General features: G+C 36.4%; 12 protein-coding genes and 2 tRNA genes. 7 read left to right on the top strand and 7 right to left on the bottom strand.

Annotated features, from left to right (window positions below; genetic code table 11):
* Positions 1-96 precede the first annotated feature (96 nt).
* The 4 genes from ACFIK1_RS08620 to ACFIK1_RS08605 all read left to right on the top strand — a co-directional run bounded on the left by ACFIK1_RS08620 (position 97) and on the right by ACFIK1_RS08605 (position 5,899).
* The gene (locus ACFIK1_RS08620; protein WP_375618656.1) at positions 97-474 is read left to right on the top strand and encodes a hypothetical protein; all 378 of its coding nucleotides are present in this window, start codon (positions 97-99) and stop codon (positions 472-474) included.
* A gap of 91 nt (positions 475-565) precedes the next feature.
* Entirely contained in the window at positions 566-3,079 is a 2,514-nt protein-coding gene (gene secD / locus ACFIK1_RS08615) for a protein translocase subunit SecD (protein WP_375662589.1), read from the top strand.
* Positions 3,080-3,178: 99 nt separating this feature from the next.
* Positions 3,179-4,930: a YbaL family putative K(+) efflux transporter gene (ybaL, locus tag ACFIK1_RS08610; RefSeq protein ID WP_375631222.1), complete on the top strand. Its 1,752-nt coding sequence runs from the start codon at positions 3,179-3,181 to the stop codon at positions 4,928-4,930.
* A 15-nt stretch (positions 4,931-4,945) separates the two neighbouring features.
* A complete protein-coding gene (locus ACFIK1_RS08605) occupies positions 4,946-5,899 on the top strand; it encodes a YbhN family protein (protein ID WP_375662588.1) in 954 nt (317 codons plus the stop codon).
* 1,122 nt (positions 5,900-7,021) lie between these two features.
* On the opposite strand, the gene ACFIK1_RS08600 is transcribed toward ACFIK1_RS08605, so the two are convergent.
* Positions 7,022-7,097: transfer RNA gene (locus tag ACFIK1_RS08600), tRNA-Lys, on the bottom strand.
* A 436-nt stretch (positions 7,098-7,533) separates the two neighbouring features.
* Between ACFIK1_RS08600 and ACFIK1_RS08595 the strand changes: the two genes are divergently transcribed.
* Complete coding sequence (locus ACFIK1_RS08595) at positions 7,534-9,102, top strand: TerC family protein (protein WP_375612149.1); 1,569 nt, start codon at positions 7,534-7,536, stop codon at positions 9,100-9,102.
* 655 nt (positions 9,103-9,757) lie between these two features.
* On the opposite strand, the gene ACFIK1_RS08590 is transcribed toward ACFIK1_RS08595, so the two are convergent.
* From ACFIK1_RS08590 to ACFIK1_RS08580, 3 genes are all read right to left on the bottom strand, one after another.
* Positions 9,758-9,856, bottom strand: coding sequence for a hypothetical protein (locus tag ACFIK1_RS08590; RefSeq protein WP_375662594.1), 99 nt, complete (start codon positions 9,854-9,856; stop codon positions 9,758-9,760).
* Between the two features lie 2,066 nt (positions 9,857-11,922).
* Entirely contained in the window at positions 11,923-12,297 is a 375-nt protein-coding gene (locus ACFIK1_RS08585; RefSeq protein ID WP_375662587.1) for a hypothetical protein, read from the bottom strand.
* 1,175 nt (positions 12,298-13,472) lie between these two features.
* Positions 13,473-13,549, bottom strand: a tRNA-Arg gene (locus tag ACFIK1_RS08580).
* 263 nt (positions 13,550-13,812) lie between these two features.
* Here ACFIK1_RS08580 and ACFIK1_RS08575 point away from each other — a divergent pair.
* Together ACFIK1_RS08575 and ACFIK1_RS08570 are read left to right on the top strand one after the other, a co-directional pair.
* Complete coding sequence (locus tag ACFIK1_RS08575; protein WP_375662586.1) at positions 13,813-14,586, top strand: NAD kinase; 774 nt, start codon at positions 13,813-13,815, stop codon at positions 14,584-14,586.
* Positions 14,587-14,731: 145 nt separating this feature from the next.
* Positions 14,732-16,135 (top strand): DEAD/DEAH box helicase, encoded by a 1,404-nt coding sequence (locus ACFIK1_RS08570; RefSeq protein ID WP_375662585.1) that lies wholly within the window; start codon positions 14,732-14,734, stop codon positions 16,133-16,135.
* A gap of 59 nt (positions 16,136-16,194) precedes the next feature.
* On the opposite strand, the gene gltX is transcribed toward ACFIK1_RS08570, so the two are convergent.
* The 3 genes from gltX to ACFIK1_RS08555 all read right to left on the bottom strand — a co-directional run bounded on the left by gltX (position 16,195) and on the right by ACFIK1_RS08555 (position 20,756).
* Positions 16,195-17,568, bottom strand: coding sequence for a glutamate--tRNA ligase (gene gltX / locus ACFIK1_RS08565; RefSeq protein ID WP_375662584.1), 1,374 nt, complete (start codon positions 17,566-17,568; stop codon positions 16,195-16,197).
* Positions 17,569-17,578: 10 nt separating this feature from the next.
* The gene (locus tag ACFIK1_RS08560) at positions 17,579-19,240 is read right to left on the bottom strand and encodes an NAD+ synthase (protein ID WP_375662583.1); all 1,662 of its coding nucleotides are present in this window, start codon (positions 19,238-19,240) and stop codon (positions 17,579-17,581) included.
* Positions 19,241-19,376: 136 nt separating this feature from the next.
* Positions 19,377-20,756 carry a class II 3-deoxy-7-phosphoheptulonate synthase gene (locus tag ACFIK1_RS08555; protein WP_375618353.1) on the bottom strand — a complete coding sequence of 460 codons (1,380 nt, stop codon included), beginning with the start codon at positions 20,754-20,756 and terminating at the stop codon, positions 19,377-19,379.
* Positions 20,757-20,771 lie beyond the last annotated feature (15 nt).

The following is a 20,771-nucleotide window of genomic DNA, read 5'->3' as shown; positions in this document are numbered from 1 at the left end:
TCTTATAAAAGCTTTCCCTTATCCTATAATACTGATAATAAGATAAAAGAATGATAAATAAGCTGAACTCAATAAGATTAAAGAAGGCACTCTAGCATGTTTTTTTTGCACCTTTATTGCAAAAAAGAAGATTTTCTTCCTTTGACAACCTGGATTTTTCTATCCAGTTTAGGTGTATTCTTGACCAGCAACCTAGAAACGCGTGCTTATTTAATCAAACAATCACACACCAATAACGTCATTAAAACGAATAGATTTGATTTACATCATAAGTGTGATCATGTGAATGTTACCACAACTGAAAACAAAAAACTTGTAACACTCCATACAGAATCTATTTTTATGAGGACCTTTCAAAAAATCCTAACATTGGATTTCTTTTTAATAAGGATTCCAGCTGTTGACACACGATTTCGTAACGTTAAAACACAATATTTCTCAAATAAACGCGCTCCTCCCAATGAACACACTTAATTCTCTTCCTTGAATATAAAAACGATCATCTTATTTTACTTGTGCTTTTAACTTTGAATAACTGTTAGATTGCCTATTTACGGAATATATCATGCGTACACCTGGTTGGTTAACTACCCTTTATTGTTTTATTCTTTTAAGCAGCATTTATGTTGCCTTACCCAATTTATTTTCACACGAACAAGTTAAAAACTCGAAATTCTTACCCGACACCCGTGTAGCACTTGGTCTTGACCTTCAAGGAGGCTCTTCTCTCCTGCTCGAGGTTGATAGCAAAACGTTAAAACGCGATCAGTTACATATAGTTTTAAGCAATGTGCGCAATGTATTGCGTGAAAAACAAATCCGCACCTCAAGTGTGCGTATCGTTGAAGATAGCGTTATTGCCCTTATTTCTGACCCATCGCAAACTGAAAAAGCACTCTCTGCTTTGAAAACATTAATAACCCCCATACACAGTAGCTTTGGCACAACAGAACATAACATCACGATCAGTGCTCAAAATGAAACTCTCCGCGTCACATTAACAGAAGCTGGTATAAAAGACCGTGTCAGCAATGCTATTGAACAAAGCTTAGAAATCATCCGTCGTCGTATAGATCAAGTTGGTGTTTCAGAACCAGCCATCCAAAAGGTTGGAAATGATCGTATTATGGTCCAATTGCCTGGACTACAAGATCCAAAACAACTGCGTGATCTTTTAGGAACAACCGCTAAGATGAGTTTTCATCTTGTTCCTTCTAATGTGGACCCCAATAATCCCCCTATAGGTGTTTCTATTCTCCCTGGATACACTGATGCAACACAACATTATGCAATTTATGATCAAATTGCTTTAGATGGAAATGTCCTGAAAGATGCCCGTGCAGGTTTTGACCCCCAAATACCAGGACGTTCCATTATTTCATTTACGCTAGATTCCGCTGGCGCAAAAATATTTGCTGATATAACACGACAAAATATTAACCGTCCTTTTGCCATTGTTCTGGATAATAAGGTTTTAACCGCTCCGACCATTAATAGTGTCATTCCCAATGGACAAGGTCAAATTACAGGAAACTTTGACCCCAAAGAAGCCTCAACTCTGGCTGCTCTGCTTCGTGCTGGTTCCCTCCCCGCACCACTCACGGTCATTGAAGAGAGAACTGTAGGTCCAAATCTTGGTGCTGATGCCATCCAAATGGGACTTTACACCGGCATAATTGGCTTTATTCTTGTTGCAATTTTTATTTTTCTTCTCTATCGTATTTGGGGATTAATTGCCAATATAGCGCTAGCTCTGCATACAATTTTAACATTTGCTGCACTGAGTCTTTTGGGAGCTACGCTTACGCTGCCTGGTATTGCTGGTATTATTTTAGGTATCGGTATTGCCGTTGATGCTAATATCCTTATCAATGAACGTATCCGTGAAGAAAGTCGAAAAGGTGTGGGTGCTTTTGCAGCCCTAGATCGTGGATTTAAACACGCTTTTGCAACCATTGTTGATGCAAATGTTACAGCAATTATAGCGACCGTCTTACTATTTTGGTTCGGGACCGGTCCCGTTCGTGGTTTTGCCGTAACAATGTTGCTTGGTATTATCATCTCCATGTTTACAAATATCACCATTGTACGCATCATCATGATTTGGATCGTTCGTAAATGGAAAATTAAAAAATTGCATATTCACTCTGCTTTCAACATCATGCCACAAAACACAACTTTCCACTTTATGAAAGCACGTTTCATTGGTATTGGTGTCTCAATTGTTTTATCAATGGCTTCAGTTTTTCTCTTTTTTAAGCCTGGATTGAATTTTGGTATTGATTTCATTGGCGGAAGCCAAATGAGTATTACCACGAAAGGACCAGCAGATCTAGCAACTCTGCGTTCCAAGCTTTCTACTCTTAATATTGGTGAAGTTACCTTGCAAAATATTGATAACGAAAATACCGTATTAATTCGCATGCAGAAACAAAGCGGTGGCGAAGCACAACAAACCACCGCCATTGATAAGGTCAAAATAGCTGTACAAAATATCTATCCCGATACCACATTCGATCAAATAGAAGTTGTTGGTCCCAAAATTTCAGGTGAGCTTGCCACAGCTGCTTTTACTGCTGTTATTCTTGCGGCTATTGCCATGTCTCTCTATATATGGTTACGCTTCGAGTGGTTCTTTGCCATTGGAGCAATTATCACTCTCATTCTAGACACCACAAAAATGATTGGCTTTTTTGCTTTATTTCAATTTGATTTTAATTTAACGGCTATCGCCGCACTCTTAACAATTGTTGGATATTCTATAAATGATAAAGTTGTCGTCTATGATAGGATGCGCGAAAATATGCGTCTTTATAAAAAAATGCCGTTGCGCGAACTGATTGATCTGTCCATTAATCAGGTTCTTGTACGTTGTTTTTTTACATCAGCCACAACAATTCTTGCGATGCTCCCCATGGCGATATGGGGTGGAAGCGCTGTTCATAATTTTGCATTACCCATGGTCTTTGGGATTATTATTGCAACATCATCCTCTATCTTTATTGCTGCTCCTATTTTACTCCTGCTAGGAAATTGGTGGCGTGAGCGAAATAATCGTGCAAATATCAAAGTGAAATAAAAATGCCCTTTAATGCGTATGGTACATCTCGCCTCTCTTCTCATAGAAATATAGTCGTTTTCATTCATTCGCTTTTTGATCAAGAATAGTAAATAATCCATGCTCCACGACACACCACTTATCACAACTATTGTTGCAGGCTTATGTCTAGCATTTCTCTTGGGAATGATTGCTAGCCGTTTACGTATTTCACCACTTGTAGGCTATTTGTTAGCTGGTGTTATTGTGGGACCCAATACAGGCGGATTTAAAATAGATTCCGTCATCATTAATCAACTTGCTGAAATTGGTATTATTTTGCTGATGTTTGGTGTTGGGCTCCACTTTTCATTAAAAGACCTTTTATCTGTCAAAGCTATTGCTGTCCCCGCTGCTATTGCACAAATGGCATTTTCTACTTTTCTAGGTTTGTGCCTTGGTCTGATTATGGGATGGGGCTTTAGTGGTAGTTTGATCTTCGGTCTTGCTTTATCCATAGCAAGTACCGTTATCCTGCTACGTGCTTTGCAAGAGCGTCATCTTATTGAAACAGAAAAAGGACGCATTGCCGTTGGATGGTTGATTATTGAGGATTTAGCAATGGTCCTTATACTTGTCCTCATCCCTTCCTTGGCAAGTGCCCTCAGCAATACCAAAAAAGAAGCGTTGGATCCTCTTGTTCAATGGTTGGATTTAAGTATTTGGGGTATTTTTGGTCTCACCATCCTAAAAGTAATTGTATTTATTGCACTTATGCTCGTCATTGGGCGACGCGTTATCCCATGGCTTTTAAAAATGAGCGCACAATCGGGATCACGTGAATTATTTCGTCTTAGCGTCTTTGCTATTGCATTAGGAGTAGCTTTCGGAGCCGCTCATTTATTTGGAGTTTCTCTTTCTCTTGGTGCTTTTTTTGCTGGTATGGTCATGAGCGAATCAGAATTAAGCCACCGTGCCGCGGAAGAATCTTTACCACTGCGCGATGCTTTTTCTGTTCTCTTTTTTGTTTCTGTAGGCATGTTATTTGACCCCGAGAAACTCTTAACTCATTTTTTCCCTCTCTTAGCAACCTTATTCATTATCGTAATCGGAAAATCTGCTGTTGCCTTTTTCATCGTTAAAGCTTTTCGCTATTCTAATGCAACAGCTTTGACTATTTCTGCAAGCCTTGCCCAAATCGGAGAATTTTCCTTTATCCTTGCTGGTTTAAGTTTAAGCTTAGGACTTTTAAACAATGACGCTCATGATTTAATTCTTGGAGGAGCAATTTTTTCTATTTTGCTCAATCCTCTTGTTTTCATTGCCTGTAATAAAATTAAAAAACGTCTAGAAAAAAATTCTGCATCTTCACAAAATACCCAAACAATTATTGATATTGATCCACAAGATCCTGACCAAGATTTTTTACCGATGACCTTAAAAAACAACCATATCGTAATTATTGGCTATGGTCGTATCGGTAAGTGTGTTGCATTATCTTTAATAAATAGAGGTGAACCTATAGTGATCGTAGAAGAATCAAAACGCCTCTCTGATAAAGCGATTGCAGATGGCTTTGAGGCTATTTGCGGCAATATCATTCAACAAGAAATAATGAACGCAGCAAATATAAATAATGCACATAAAGTTGTTATTACAATGCGAAGTACCATTGAAGTAGGAGAATGTATCGTGAATATCCGTGATATGAAGAAAGATATCCAGATAATCACACATGCATTATCCGACACAGAAACAACATATCTCATTGATTTAGGTGCTGATGTTGTAGTAACAGATGATGAAGAAATTGCCAATGGCATTATAGAGTATATAACAGAACGAAGATCTGTAAGGAATATGCTCAATCATGAAAATTTACAGAAAACATAAAATGGATACAGAATCGTGAAAATAAAGCAATTTATATGGCCATTGATTGGTATCTTAGCAATGCTGGTATCTATTCGAATTCTTTACATGAAGCTCTCTGCCATTTCATTTGGGGATGTATTGGAGCGCTTGAGCAATTTAAATGCACAGCACTGGTTATTAGCCTGTTTATGTTCTCTCCTAGCTTATGCTGCTCTTGCTGGATATGATCGAATTGCCTTGCAACATCTAGGCCATAAAATTTCTTGGATTTTTATCGCTATATGTTCATTTACAACCTACGCTCTTTCACACAATATCGGTGCTTCAGTTTTTTCTGGTGCCGTTGTACGCTATCGCGCCTATAAAATGAAAGGATTAAACGGAACAGAAATCGCAATATTAGTAGGTTTTTGCTCTTTTACTTTTGTAATCGGCACAATCTTACTTTTGGGAATCGTTTTGGTGCTGCAACCCGAAATTATCACCCTCATTCATAAAGAACTTCCTGAATGGCTCGGAACAACGGCTGGAGCAATTTTACTCAGCTGTATAGCACTTTATACGTTTGGCAGCTGGCTTCAGTTAAAACCCTTACGCTTGGGGAAGAAAATTCAACTTTCCTATCCACGACTGAAAATTGTTATTCAACAGCTTCTCATTAGCCCTCTAGAGCTTTTAGGAGCAGCAGGAATTATATATGCTGTTCTCCCACATAACGCAGATATTCATTTTATCTCTGTTCTTGGTGTTTTCCTAGCATCTTTTACGATAACTCTTCTCTCTAATGCTCCAGCAGGAGGAGTAGGAGTTCTTGAAGCTCTCTTCATAACAGGCATGCCCAATATAAATCCAACCAATGTTATTGCAGCACTTATTGTCTTTAGAATGTTTTATTTGATTATACCCCTCATCCTTTCATTATTTGTGGTCGTCATTTTTGAGGCGCAACAATATTGGAAAAGAGCCCCCAAAACACCACCTGAATAAATAAAAGGCTATCAATGACTTCTTTTTTATGTACCTATAAAAGAACAAAACACCATCGTGTTATCAATTTACATATCTTTTTTAAGAAACCTCTCTCAACGCTCTTCTCCATTACACAACAATACCCGTAAATGGTATAATAGTAAAGCTATTGTTGCACCAACATCTTTATACTTAATAAAAGAGCAAGCCTGCGCCATTATACTATTTTTCCAATGTTATGATAACTTTTAGCACTTAAGAACATTAATAAGAATTATTTTTATGCCTTTCTTCAATAGTCTTTATCCACACGTTAATCCCATTTATGATGCACAAATGAATGATTTTAATTAATTTATTATAAGAGGGATTGAAACAAAAGAAGTTTATGATAGTAAAGTTTTTTCAAACAAAGAATAATCAATTCTTTATAAATCAATATATTATAATGAATCTGAGTGGCTTTCTTAATATTTATATTTTTAGAGGTTTAGCTAACGGAAAGACAGCATAGCGTAACCACACAGCTTAATATTTTAAAACTTTAAGCCTCATTAAAGTTTATTGTCTTTCGTTTAACAGGTATTAGCTTTAAACAATTAAACTGATCTAATTTTATTACTTGTATGTCCATATAACTACTTTGTATGTCCAGATAACTACTTTATTTTATCTTGATTTACCCTCTTGGAATACTGATGATTATTACAGAAGTTTTTTGTTTAAGCGGGAGAGTTATCAAAAAATATCCACGCTGCTGACACAACTAAAGTGTAAAGTTTCTTCTGTCTTTAAACAATATGCTAAAAATCCAAAAAAATTTTAATCAATTTATATTAAAAGAAGTGAAAACTGTTGATTTTTATACCCCTTTAAATAACACAATTGTCGGTAAGAAGCTTCTCCTTACCAATTGCAACTTAAAAAAAAAGAAACAATACGCATTAAAAGATCTTTAAATGTCCTTTGGAAGTTCTTTGAGTCCCCTAAAAAGTACAAAAACCGATGACTAAGCTATATCAACAATCTTCACTTTTAAACAAACAGATATGGGGAAATCCTACTGCCCAATTTTATTTAGCAACTCATACCTTAAAAAAAATTACGCAATCAATAAGTTATTTACAGTATAAAATAAAATGGTGGGTGATGAGGGGATCGAACCCACGACCCGCTGATTAAGAGTCAGCTGCTCTACCGACTGAGCTAATCACCCATAAGCTTCTCAAAAGACGAGAATGAGCGTTTCTATAACGCTCCTAAGGATAGATGTCCAGATATTTTGTTGTTTGTTATATAAACTCATTGTCTGTAAGGTTAAAAATATGATATTCACCACTTGATCTTATATAAAAATAAACCCATTATAAGAAGCTTTATAAATAAATGTTCTGATTGTTATACAGAACCTATAGTTAGAGGATTATCGAGCATAATGCCCGAGCGAAAATTAGAGGAACCTTCTTGTGATTGTAAGTGGGATGGGGCATTATTTTGTTTTATCAACAATCACATGCATTCAAGCAATATTGTGCTGTTTTTTTCTTTGAATATAAGTTTTTTACATTGAATGTTCATGATCCAATATACGAATAAAAGCCTATGATTTTTTTTTGTCAATCGCGCGCTTTTAAGCTTCTAAAAGGTAAGGAATGATGGAATGGATCACTGATCCCCATGCGTGGTTTGGTTTGATCACGCTGGTTTTTCTCGAAATTGTTTTAGGAATAGATAACCTTATCTTTATTGCAATTTTAGCTGAAAAATTGCCACTGCATTTGCGTGACCGCGCACGCTTTATAGGTCTTACTTTAGCATTAATTATGCGGCTTTTTCTTCTTACCGTTATTGGATGGGTTATGAGACTCGATAGGGTAATTCTTTCACTTTCATCTTTTGTATTTAGTTGGCATAGCTTTATTTTAATCGGTGGTGGAGCCTTTTTGCTCGCAAAGGGAACGCTAGAATTACATGAAAGGTTAGAAGGAGTATCACATGAAAGAAAAACAGGCGTTGGTTATGCTGTTTTTTGGCAAGTAATCGTCCAAGTCGTGGTGCTGGATGCCGTTTTTTCACTAGACAGTATTATTACCGCAACAGGTATGATTGCAAAAGAGCAGGCAGCAGTTATGTATATCGCAGTCATAGCTGCTATGGGAGTAATGATGTGCGGATCTGGTGCTCTTATGCGTTTTATTAATCGTCATCCCACTATTGTAATCCTTTGTCTTGGTTTTTTGATGATGATTGGTTTTACTCTCATTGTTGAAGGATTTGGTTTTCATATTCCAAAAGGGTATTTGTATGCTGCTATTGGTTTTTCTGTTCTTATCGAAGCTTTTAATCAAATTGGACGTCGTAACCGTGAAAAAATGATTAAAACGAATGATCTACGCAGTAGAACAGCTGATGCTGTTTTGAGGCTCTTAGGAGGAGGAAGCAAAGATAGTCACCTTGCTGAGACTGTAGATGTTATTGCTGAACAGGCCGCAGCTTCTGAGTTGTTTAGACCAGAAGAAAAGGAGATGATTCGTGGTGTTCTCGATTTAGCTGATCGCCCTGTTCGCTCTATCATGTCGCCGCGTAATGAAATTGAGTGGTTAGATTTAAATGCTGATGAAAATGAAATGCGTGAAGAATTACAAAAGGTTAAACATAGCCGCTTAATTCTTGCGCGTGAAAAAGTGGATGAATTTGTTGGCGTTGCATTGACAAAAGATCTTCTTTTGAATTTGGCTGAGGGGAAAAAGATTAATTGGAAAAAAGCTATGCGAGAACCCCTCGTTGTTCATGAAAATACAAGTGTTTTACGATTGATGGAGCAATTACGTCATTCTTCGATTCAGCTTGCAATTATTGTTGATGAGCATGGATCTTTTGAAGGAATTGCAACACCAACCGATATTCTCGAAGCTATTGCAGGAGACTTTCCTGATGACGATGAAGAACTCATGATCGCAGAACAACTTGAAAATGGCAGTCTTCTTGTTGAGGGATATGCTGATATCCGCCGTTTAAGTGGTTATCTTGGGCGTAACCTTGTGGATGAAGCAGATCGTTATACGACTCTGGCAGGCTTTATGCTTTGGCAGTTTGGTCATTTACCAAATGAGGGAGAAAGCTTTGAAACTGATGGTTTACACTTTAAAGTGATTGAAATGGAACGCCGAAACATATCTAAAATCCTTATTTCTCCACTTGTATCACCAGAAAAAAGCTAATTCTTTTTATAAGCAAAATGAATAAAAAGATTTTTTTATGATTAAAAATTGAAAAGAATAAGCAGTTGATAACTCAATTGCATTTCATTATTTTTATATTTTTTCTAAGCGTAAAATAATGACATACAAAAGTTATATTATCAATGAACTTTCCATTATAAAAAATTTTCATTGATGATTGACGAAAAGCTGGAAGAGAGAAAATGGTGCAAAATTATTTGTCAATGGTCATTAATCTCAAAACAATGAATATATACAACATATTGATTTATAATAATTATTTATTACAATATTACCTTCACATCAAGAAAGCCTCTTTCAAACATCAGATTTCCGCCAATGGATAAAACTCCGCCATTGTTGAGTTCACTCAACTGATGATGGCATCTTTAAACCAGACTCTGGCTCCTATAATCTTTTTAGATCTTCTTGATATTTCTTAAGGAGCTATTCCTTAGCTTTTGTTTCGATAAATTTAGCTATTTTTTTCCTTCCAAGAATGAAACTCCACCTCTCTGGAAAGCTCTTATTAAGAACTTTGTTTTTCTTCTAGATGGTTCATATTTTTTACTACTTTTGCAATGAAAGCGTAGCTGAGTTGCTTAGATTTGACTACTTCTTTGACTAAAGCCAATGCACGTTCAAAATGAATCTGTTAGGTATTTTCATCAAAGCCTAAATGATCCTCTGTACTGAAAATTTGGTAATAAGATTGTAAGGTTACAACATCACCCAATAAAGCTAGTGCACCAATATGAAGTAAGCTATAATCTGCATCATCTACCTTGATAACCTTTATGTGCCCTCCAACTTCACTCTATCGCCAAGGTGGTGCTCCATATCTGGAATAAAAGCATTTATGAAGATCAATTTTTTCTATCGCCTATTTCAAGACATAATCCCGCTTAATTCCAAACAATCCGCATATATTTCTTCTTCACAAACTCTCAACCCCTTTTTATAAAAATCAAGTTGTAGATCTTGTAAGTGCTGAGAATTGATAGGGATCAATTACCATATAGGCAGCAGCTAAAATACCAGTACTAATCGAAACTCCAACATCAACTTACGGATAACCTTTGATAATTGCGTCATTATAAAGAATTTGTACTTCACAATCTGGTAGTTGATAACATGCTGAATAATTATCTACCTCTTTAATTTTTTCAACAAACCAATCAAGATTTTTGAAGAACACTGTTGCACTCTCCATGATTAAAAAATTCTTTGCTCTACCTCAAAAGAGGTTGTATCCATATCAAAAGTCAAAAGCGAAGCAGATTTTTGCAAACAAAAGTGATAACGCCGTGTAAGAGAAGAATCTTATCAATAAGGTCTTTGGTGATTTCTTTTGCAACGTCTAAACGAGATGGAATCTTATTCATAAAAAAATATAATAAAGTCAATAGTTTGCATGCAATTATTTTATATGAATCCCATTTAAAATCTACACTTTTATACGTGATTTAATTAACCATTTTTCATAAACAATTACCATGTATGGATAGACCATAAAAAGCAAATCATGATGCAAATGTTATAACGCATGTAAACATTCAAATGAAGTGAACGCAGCTATCATTCATAACAGTTCATAAATTTTATGATACGTTTTTATCACACACAAATCGCATTATTAAAAACGTAATCGTTTGAAATTATCGATAACATAAATTGTATGCGTTTAAAGAATGGTATGGGGTTTACTCTTTTTTTGAGCTAAACCTTAAAAGAAATAATCATTTGAAACTATCATAGAATAGGTTTTAATTCATTAAGGGCACATAAAAGGATTTAAAGACAAGTCGATTTTAAAGCGGCGCTTACTAAAAAGTTAGTCAATAATAAGCAGACATTATATAGATATTATCATCACAACAGGTAATGAAATTGATAATGTTATGTCGTAGAAATCAAAAGATTTTTAATGATATAACGCAGGAAAACAAGCAAAAAACGTTTTAAAAGTTACAGTTTAAAAATACGAAACCAAATGAAGTCCCCTCAAATTTGAGGATACTTATTAAGACAAAGATAAGTAGATAAATTTCAAAAGGATTGCAATCATATTACAAAGGCATGGTGTTTTACTCAATTTTGAGTTAAAAGCGACAATATTAAAGACTGCTCTACTCTAAAGTTAACGAGCTCAAATTTGGGCTGATTAATTTTGCCAGCCCAAATATGGACCGGCTTATTTGCAGAGAAGTTAAGTTTAAATGCAAAGTAAAAATACGCTTATGAGAACCTCACTAAATGAACGTTTAAACGTTTAGAGACACAAAATGATATCTCTATAAAAACGTTTGAAACCTAGGTTTTATAACAGTTTAAAAGCCTTAGATTTTATAAAAAGCGGTTGTTTATTGTCTTCTGAAAAGCTGCTTTTAAAACCAATGCTTGTAAATTTAAACAACGGGTTTTGTTACAAATATTCACTTAATACGCATTTTCTCTTGATTGTCTTGATATGAACCTACCAAGCGTTGAGACATTTTGATAATGTACTTTGTGTCAAATGACCACTTCAAAAATGCGAGCGTTATTCTTAATACGTTTTATAGCCATACAAAAGTGTTTATAGATTCTGTAATTCAAATGAGTGATTAAATATTATACCTGTCATTTACGTTCCTATTGATCAGTTTTAATCAATAGAATAGAGCGCTTGCAATATGATACGTTTTGTATATATGCATTCATTATTGATTTCTTTTGTATGATCTGTAGTACCTCTATTTAAAAGCAGCGTTATATCAATTGGCACGGCTTTCTTTTATGATGCGTTTATAACCATCAAAGAAGCACTCTCCACGTCTGTCATTTATTCTGTTTATCAATCTTGATAACGTTATTGCTTTCATAAACCTCACAATTTATGGGAACCGAATATAAATCGCTATGTCTTTTTATTCTTGCATTGCCATAAACAGAGCTATACCCATCAGTATGATACCCCATGCTAGCATTGCGGTAAACCTTGCCTAACAACCGCATGATCATAAACCGAGGCATTGCTATGAATACGTGCACTACCGGATAATTTTGCATTCCCATAAACCCGCGCATAATGATAAACTCAACCGTTATAAAAAAGATGAGCATTGTCATAAACATGAGCACCAAAATACACATAGGTTTTATCACATATAAGGGTATTGCCATAGACATAGACACCAATGGCAGTATTGCCATAGCCCCTTGTATTTTCATAAACACGACTAGATTTTACAACACGGCATTATCAGCACCCCAGAAATTGCCATCATGAGAGAGATTGCTCTTTCATTTTCAATAAAAGCATCTAGACCGCCTTTTTTACATCACCAAAATCTTTTAAAGCACGAATGCGATAATATATATACATGACCAGTCACGAAATCCATTTAATTGATCTATTCATATTTTGGATGGTTTTTTCTGCTTAACAGGAGCGGTTTCATTTGCAATGGAAGAAATAATGGAGGTGTTTTTTGATATAGTTGTCATATTCAAGCTAATAATAACATATTCATTACCTAGGAGAATACCAACTCCTACACCTGCATAAAGCGAAGAAATAATCCGCCCATATGGCTATGCTGCATGACCATAATAGAACCCAAAACCATCATTCACCAACAGCAAAACGGATCAAAAGGACTAAGTGTTAACGCCATGGAAATAATTAAGTGCACTCATTACTATAGCTGCACAAGATAGTATGCGAGGAGCAAGAGATATAATCCCAATTACTGCCAAACGTAAAGAACATACTCCCAACTAAATAACCACCATAATTAGCGTTCGGTATATAAAAAGTTGATTAAAGCTAAACAATCCCTCATCCAACATAACTGGCAATATTGGTGTATAGAGAAATCACCAGATAACCATATCAAAACCATATCGAATACAGCATTTTGAAACAATTCAAATCTTGACGGTTGTTTTTCCCCCTTATTATTCCTTTAACTGGTGATATTCCTCATCCGCGTTCCATATCACCATAACAGCCTTTAACTCCAAAAATAGAATAAAAGCAAATTTAGCTATCTATTTTAATGCTCAAAACAATATATTTAGCGATCTACTATCAACATCACCAGATCAGTTGTACAATAACATATTGAATTAAATGTACTTTTTATGTTATAAATGTTTATAGTTAAATTGAAAGCATATTTAGATAACCTTGCTTTTTTATCTCGATATTCAAAATGACTAACCGAAAAATTATATACGCAGCCGTAAATTTTACTTCTCTTAAAATCATTTGCTTATTCGCTACAAAACTTAATAAACAACTCAAATAACCATTTTCATAAAAGAGGAAATTGGCTTCTTTTTAGGTAATCTTGTTATTTAGGATGATATGAAGTTGAAGAATTTGGTGCACCCGACAGAATTCGAATCTGTGACCTCTGCCTTCGGAGGGCAGCGCTCTATCCAGCTGAGCTACGGGTGCTTCACACTGATTATTAAAATCAGTTATGGTCTTTTAACTAATCATACTCTTAGCTTCAATGCTAAATTATCATTCTAATAAAAAAATTACTCGTTTGTAATTTATCTAACGACGCATTCCTTTTACTTTTTAATGATACTTTACCTTGAAATAACTTCTCTTTATTCAATGCTCTTTTTATTATAAAAAGAGCTTTTATTACAACTTCAAAACTCTCAAAAATAAGTTACAACATAAATTATAAGTATCAGGATAATTTTTAAATGGCTACATTACCAAATCGCTTTCATTTTATTTCCGCAGAAACTGAGGAGGCTATCAAAGCTACCCATAAATTAATTTCCGTTTATGGTCATTCTTCTCTGGAAGAAACTGATATTGTTGTTGCAATCGGTGGTGATGGGACAATGTTACAAACCGTACGAGATGTCATGAACACAGGCAAACCTATTTATGGTATGAATCAAGGTTCTGTAGGATTTCTTATGAATGAATTTCATGAAAAAAAATTGCCCAATCGTATTGCTGCCGCACATAAAAAAGAAATCCATCCCCTGCGCATGATTGCAAAATCTGAATGTCAAGATTCTATCGAGGCGCTTGCAATTAATGAAGTATCCCTCTTTCGGCAATCTTATCAAGCGGCAAAAATTCGCATCACCATTGATAACAACGTACGCATGGAACAATTAAGTTGTGATGGTGTCCTCGTCGCTACACCAGCTGGATCAACCGCCTATAATTTATCAGCACAAGGACCTATCTTACCTCTTATGGCTCCCCTTATGGCCCTCACTCCCGTTAGCCCTTTTCGCCCTCGGCGTTGGCATGGAGCTTTGCTTCCCGATACAGTAACAGTGCGCTTTGATATGCTTGAACCTGACAAACGCCCTGTAAACGCTGCTGCAGATAATATTGAAGTTAAATCTGTTCATTCAGTTACTATTTCAATGGCAACAGAAGTAACAGCTTCAATCCTTTTTGACTCAAATCATTCATGGGATGAGCGCATTTTATCAGAACAATTTCGCTATTAATGATTGTATTATGCGTTTTATATGTATATGATTGTTATAGTTAGTTTTTTTGTGAAAACATCTTAACACTTTTAAAGAGTGTAGAATATTGGTTATAATCATCATTAGATAGCGCAGTTAAAATCACAGAGCAGTTGATAAAAAAATGATACCATCTTTAAACAGTTTTGATGATTTAGGTCTTTCCGCAAAGGTTATTAATGCGGTGAAATCAGCGGGGTATACAGCTCCGACACCTATTCAAAGTGAAACAATTCCGTATGTCCTTCAAAGAAAAGACGTTTTAGGAATCGCCCAAACGGGAACAGGTAAAACCGCCTCTTTCGTATTGCCTATGCTCACTCTCCTTGAAAAAGGTCGTGCAAGAGCACGCATGCCCCGTACGCTTATCTTAGAACCAACAAGAGAAATTGCAGCTCAAGTTGAAGAAAATTTCGATAAATACGGCATAAATCATCGTTTAAATGTTGCTCTTTTGATTGGTGGAGTTTCTTTTGAACTCCAAGATCGCAAACTTGAACGGGGAGCTGATGTTCTTATAGCAACACCAGGACGCCTTCTTGATCATTGCGAGCGCGGTAAACTGCTCCTGATGGGCGTTGAAATCCTTGTTATTGATGAAGCTGATCGCATGTTGGATATGGGCTTTATTCCTGATATTGAACGCATCTGTAAGCTAACTCCTTTTACGCGTCAAACTTTGTTCTTTTCTGCAACAATGGCGCCAGAAATTACAAAATTAACGAAACAATTTTTACATTCTCCCATATCTGTTGAAGTTACAAAAGCATCCTCAACCGCAACCACAATTACACAGCGGCTCGTCAAATCTGGAAGTAAGTCATGGGATAAAAGAGCTGTTTTGCGAGAACTTATTCATAATGAAGGTGCAGAGCTTCAAAATGCAATCATTTTCTGTAATCGAAAGAGAGATATCTCTGAACTTTTTAGATCGCTCATCAAACATAACTTTAATGTAGGGGCCCTTCATGGAGATATGGACCAATATTCGCGCATGAACACCCTAGCTGATTTTAAAAATAATAAACTTACACTTCTTGTTGCTTCTGATGTTGCTGCCCGTGGACTCGATATTCCAGCTGTAAGTCATGTCTTTAACTATGATGTTCCTACACATGCTGAAGACTATATCCATCGAATTGGTCGTACAGGGCGTGCAAATCGTAGCGGAAAAGCTTTTACAATTGTCACAAAAGCTGATCAAAAATATATCAATGCCATTGAGGAAATGAGTAATGAAAAAATTGAATGGCTCAATGGAGATCTCTCAACTTTAATAGTCGATGATCAAACAGAAGATATTGTTGTAAAGAAAAAATCTTCAAAATCATCAAAGAAAACTGCTCACAAAGAGCCTGTTGCTCACACTAAAAAATCTGTAGAAGAGAATAAAACAGAATATATCAAAAATGCAAATAATAAGGAGAAGCCCTCTGAGCACCAACGCCCACGAAAAAATAAGAATTACACGCCCCTTGGATTTGGTGATGATATTCCTGCTTTCATGCTTATAAAAACGTGTAAATAAATCCGTTCTTTACTCTCTTTAAGAGTGAAATGAACGAAATGCTTTAAAAAAAGCCGCTCCTATTTCCTAGAGAGTCTTTCTGCTACCTTTTCACGCCCTAAAAGCTGCAAAATTTTTCCCATTTCAGGTCCATGATCCATGCCTGTAAGTGTCTGACGTAATGGCATAAATAAAGCTTTTCCTTTTCGACCTGTTTTTTCTTTTAATGCTGTTGTCCAAATTTTCCAACTTTCCTCCTTCAAAGCACCTTCAGGTAAGAAATCGAGTGATTGGCGCACAAAAGCGCGATCCTCTAGTGCCACTGTATCAAAATTCTGTTCATCATGAATGATTTTCCACCACAAAACAGCATCATTGACTTTATTAATATTGCTTCTTATCGCGTTCCAGAAATATTCCGCCTTATCTCCCTCAATAGAAAGTTTTTTAAGGCGCATTTTTACTTCCTCATAGGTTAACTCATGGACAAGATGACTATTCAAAGCAAGAAGATCAGCAATATCAAATTTTGCAACGGATCTTGACGTATCTTGGAGATTAAAATGCTCTAAAAGCGCTGCTTGATTAGGATAGGGATGCACATTTTGCGATGTCCCAATCAAAACGGCAAGGCATTGAACAGCTATAGATTCAAATCCTTCTTCCCGTAGAGAACGAATAGAAAGATCATTATTACGTTTTGAAAATCCTTTTCCTAAAACTGTCGCCAATAAATTGGTATGAGCAAAAACCGGTAATTCTGCATTAAGAGCTTTAAAAATAGCAATTTGAGCGCCTGTATTTGTAATATGATCATCCCCACGAATAATATGCGTAATAGCCATATCTACATCATCAACAATAGAGGGCAATGTATAAAGATAGCTTCCATCTTCACGAATAAGAACGGGATCTGAAAGAGAAGCCAAATCAATCGTCTGCTTTCCCTTTATTGCATCATTCCAGCAAACTTCTGTTCGCTTTGTTTGTAAAGGATCACTTTCAAAATTAGGAAGAAGAAAACGCCAATGGGGTTTACGACCTTGAGATTCAAAGTTTTTTTTCTCTTCTGCTGTCAATTTTAATGCTGCACGGTTATAAATAGGAGGCAATTTGCGTGAAAGCTGGATTTTACGACGTCGCTCTAACTCTTCTGCAGTCTCATAACAGGGATAAAGAAGCCCGCGTTGTTTGAGAATTTCCGCAACTTCATCGTATCGATTAAATCGCTTAGATTGGTAATAAATTGAATCTGGTTGAATACCAAGCCATTCAAGGTCAACAGCAATAGCATCAATATATTCTTGTTTAGAACGTTCAACATCTGTATCATCATAGCGCAAAATAAATTCTCCTTTATGCGCTTGCGCATAAAGCCAATTGAAAAGCGCAATACGGATATTGCCAATATGAATATAACCTGTTGGAGAGGGAGCAAAACGAACTTTAACCATAACATAATACTCAATTTTTATCGCGAAAATGATTGACTATAGGATAGCGACGATCGCGTCCGAAATTCTTGTAACTGATTTTTACACCGGGTGCAGATTGTCGCCTTTTATATTCAGCACTATAAAGAAGCTGTTCAATTTTCTCAACAATTTCCCGTGAATACCCACGTTGAACAATATCACCAATACTCATGTCATTTTCTACAAGAGATTGCAAAATATCATCTAGAATAGGATAAGGTGGAAGTGAATCTTCATCTTTTTGATTTTCTCGCAGCTCTGCAGAAGGCGCTTTTTCTATAATATTGGATGGAATGACAATTCCTTCTGGTCCTCTCAAATTGTGCAAGTGATTTTTATTGCGCCACTCAGCTAATGCATAAACCTGCATTTTATAAATATCTTTAAGAGGATTAAACCCGCCATTCATATCCCCATACAATGTTGCATATCCCACAGCCATTTCTGACTTATTGCCTGTCGTTACCACCATTGAGCCGAATTTATTTGAAAGCGCCATTAAAAGTGTACCGCGTATACGACTTTGAAGATTTTCTTCTGTGACGTCAGAGGATAACCCTGAAAAAACAGGTGCCATTGTCTTTAAAAAAGCCTCAACAGGTTGTGCAATCGGTATGATTTCATAACAACATCCCAAAAGATCAGCACATTCTTTGGCATCTTTTAATGATTCTTGCGAAGTATAATGATAGGGCATCATAATGGTGCGAACCCTCTCAGCACCAAGAGCATCCACCGCCATTGCTGTACACAGGGCTGAATCAATTCCTCCTGAAAGACCAAGAATAACATCCTTAAAGCCGTTTTTATTAACGTAATCTTTCAACCCTAAAACACAAGCTTGATAATCGGCCGCTAATCCATTGAGAAGACTTTCTTTAGGACCTGAAATACAGTGCCATCCCGTCGTTGTTTTTTGCCAATGGCTTAAAGCAATATGGCTATCAAAGTGTTTCATTTGAAATATCTTTTTTCCTTCTCCATTCAAGGCAAAAGACCCGCCATCAAAAACGAGCTCATCTTGACCACCAACTTGATTAGCATAAATAATTGGCACCCCAGATCGTAGGGCTTGCGTATGAACAACATCTATACGTTTTAAGGTTTTATTACGATAGTAGGGAGATCCGTTAAGGACAAGAATAATTTCCGCTCCTTTATTACCAAGCTCCGCACAAAGTGAAGAATCATTCCAAATATCTTCACAAATCACTATTCCTAGTCCTACCCCACGATAGATAAGAGGCTCAGGTCGTGGGCCTGAAGAAAATAAACGCTTTTCATCAAATTCAGCATAATTAGGTAAATCAAACTTCAAACTTTCGGCAATGACTTGCCCTTCATCAAGAAGCATGACACCGTTGTAAATATTGCCATTGCGTCTTAATGGAAGTCCAATGACAATTCCTGGTCCGCCTACGGTTATCTTTGCTAATTTCTCAACAGTCTCTTCACATGTTTTTGTAAAAGCAGGTTTTAGAACAAGATCTTCCGGCGAATAAGCGCTTATAAAAAGTTCCGTGAATAAAACAAGATCTGCCCCCTCTTCTTTGGCCTTTTGATGCGCCATGACAGCTAAAGAAAAATTCCCCTCAATATCACCGACAATAGGATTTAATTGAGCAATTGATACCCGAAAATTATTTTTCATAAGCCTTTGTATCATTTCATCAGTTTAGTAACCACAACTTTATTCTTCATCATCTTTATTCTTCATCATCGGAAATATCATTTTTAAAAATTCTCTTCTGCCATAATGACCTAAAAAATATTAGGCAAATTTTTGCCTACCCCCCAGCAGCAATTGCTAACGAGTCAGTCACGCGATTTTTTTTAAGGAGTTCAGCAACAAGAAAAGCCAATTCTAACGCTTGATCTGCATTTAACCGTGGATCACATTGCGTATGATAACGATCAGATAAATCGTCCACAGAAATGGCATGTGCACCTCCTGTACATTCAGTAACATCACGACCTGTCATCTCAATATGAATGCCTCCTGGATAAGTTCCCTCTCCACGATGCACTGCAAAAAAATTCTCTACTTCTTTTAAAACATAATCAAAGGGACGCGTCTTATAACCATTGGCAGTAATTGTATTGCCATGCATTGGATCACATGACCATATAACCGCACGCTTCTCGCGTTCAACGGCACGGATGAGTTTAGGCAGATAACTTTCAACTTTATCATAACCAAAGCGCGTAATGAGAGTAAGCCGCCCCAGCTCGTTTTCAGGATTTAAAATATCAATTAATTTTAAAAGCTCATCAGACTCAATGGAAGGACCACATTTTAATCCTATAGGATTCTTAATGCCGCGACAATATTCAACGTGAGCATGGTCAATCTGACGCGTACGGTCACCAATCCATAACATATGACCAGATGTTGCATACCAATTTCCTGAAGTTGAATCAATCCGAGTCAAAGCCTCTTCATAACCAAGCAACAGTGCTTCATGACTGGTATAAAAAGATGTTTCACGCAATGAAGAATGTGTTTTGGATGTAATCCCTATAGAACGCATAAAATCAATTGCTTCAGAAATACGCTCTGCCAATAATTCATAACGTTCTCCCTGCGGACTGTTAGAAACAAAACTCAACATCCATGTGTGAACATTTTCTAAATTAGCATAGCCACCTTGTGAAAAAGCACGCAATAGATTAAGTGTTGCCGCAGATTGGCGATAAGCCATAGACATCCGTTGCGGATCTGGAATACGAGAACCTGCTTCAAATTCAATGCCATTAATAATATCCCCACGATAAGCAGGAAATTCAACTCCCTCTTTTCTTTCAATATCAGAAGAGCGAGGCTTTGCAAATTGACCAGCAATACGACCAATTTTAACAACCGGTTTAGAACTACCAAAGGTCAAAACAATCGCCATTTGCAAAAATACACGAAAAAAATCACGGATATTATCAGCTTCATGTTCTGCAAAGCTTTCGGCACAATCACCACCTTGCAATAAAAAAGCTTGTCCTTTTGCAACAGCTGCTAATTCATTTTTTAAATCACGTGCTTCACCGGCAAAAACTAAAGGAGGGTAACTTCTCAGTTTTCGTTCAACATCTTCTAACATAGACTTATCCGGATAAGTCGGAACTTGTTTAATTGGCCTTGTTCTCCAAGAGTCAGGTGCCCATTCTTTTATCATTACACTCTCTCTAAA

This window comes from Bartonella sp. OC16QHHD, assembly GCF_042194035.1.
GTDB lineage: Bacteria > Pseudomonadota > Alphaproteobacteria > Rhizobiales > Rhizobiaceae > Bartonella.
This window is presented reverse-complemented; position numbering and strand designations above follow the sequence as displayed.

Coding starts and splice junctions, on each gene's coding strand:
- ACFIK1_RS08585 (WP_375662587.1), bottom strand. CDS start 12,297: ATGGCAATACTGCCATTGGTGTCTATGTCTATGGCAATACCCTTATAT.
- gltX (WP_375662584.1), bottom strand. CDS start 17,568: ATGGTTAAAGTTCGTTTTGCTCCCTCTCCAACAGGTTATATTCATATT.
- ACFIK1_RS08620 (WP_375618656.1), top strand. CDS start 97: ATGTTTTTTTTGCACCTTTATTGCAAAAAAGAAGATTTTCTTCCTTTG.
- ACFIK1_RS08595 (WP_375612149.1), top strand. CDS start 7,534: ATGATGGAATGGATCACTGATCCCCATGCGTGGTTTGGTTTGATCACG.
- ACFIK1_RS08555 (WP_375618353.1), bottom strand. CDS start 20,756: ATGATAAAAGAATGGGCACCTGACTCTTGGAGAACAAGGCCAATTAAA.
- ACFIK1_RS08560 (WP_375662583.1), bottom strand. CDS start 19,240: ATGAAAAATAATTTTCGGGTATCAATTGCTCAATTAAATCCTATTGTC.
- ybaL (WP_375631222.1), top strand. CDS start 3,179: ATGCTCCACGACACACCACTTATCACAACTATTGTTGCAGGCTTATGT.
- ACFIK1_RS08570 (WP_375662585.1), top strand. CDS start 14,732: ATGATACCATCTTTAAACAGTTTTGATGATTTAGGTCTTTCCGCAAAG.
- secD (WP_375662589.1), top strand. CDS start 566: ATGCGTACACCTGGTTGGTTAACTACCCTTTATTGTTTTATTCTTTTA.
- ACFIK1_RS08575 (WP_375662586.1), top strand. CDS start 13,813: ATGGCTACATTACCAAATCGCTTTCATTTTATTTCCGCAGAAACTGAG.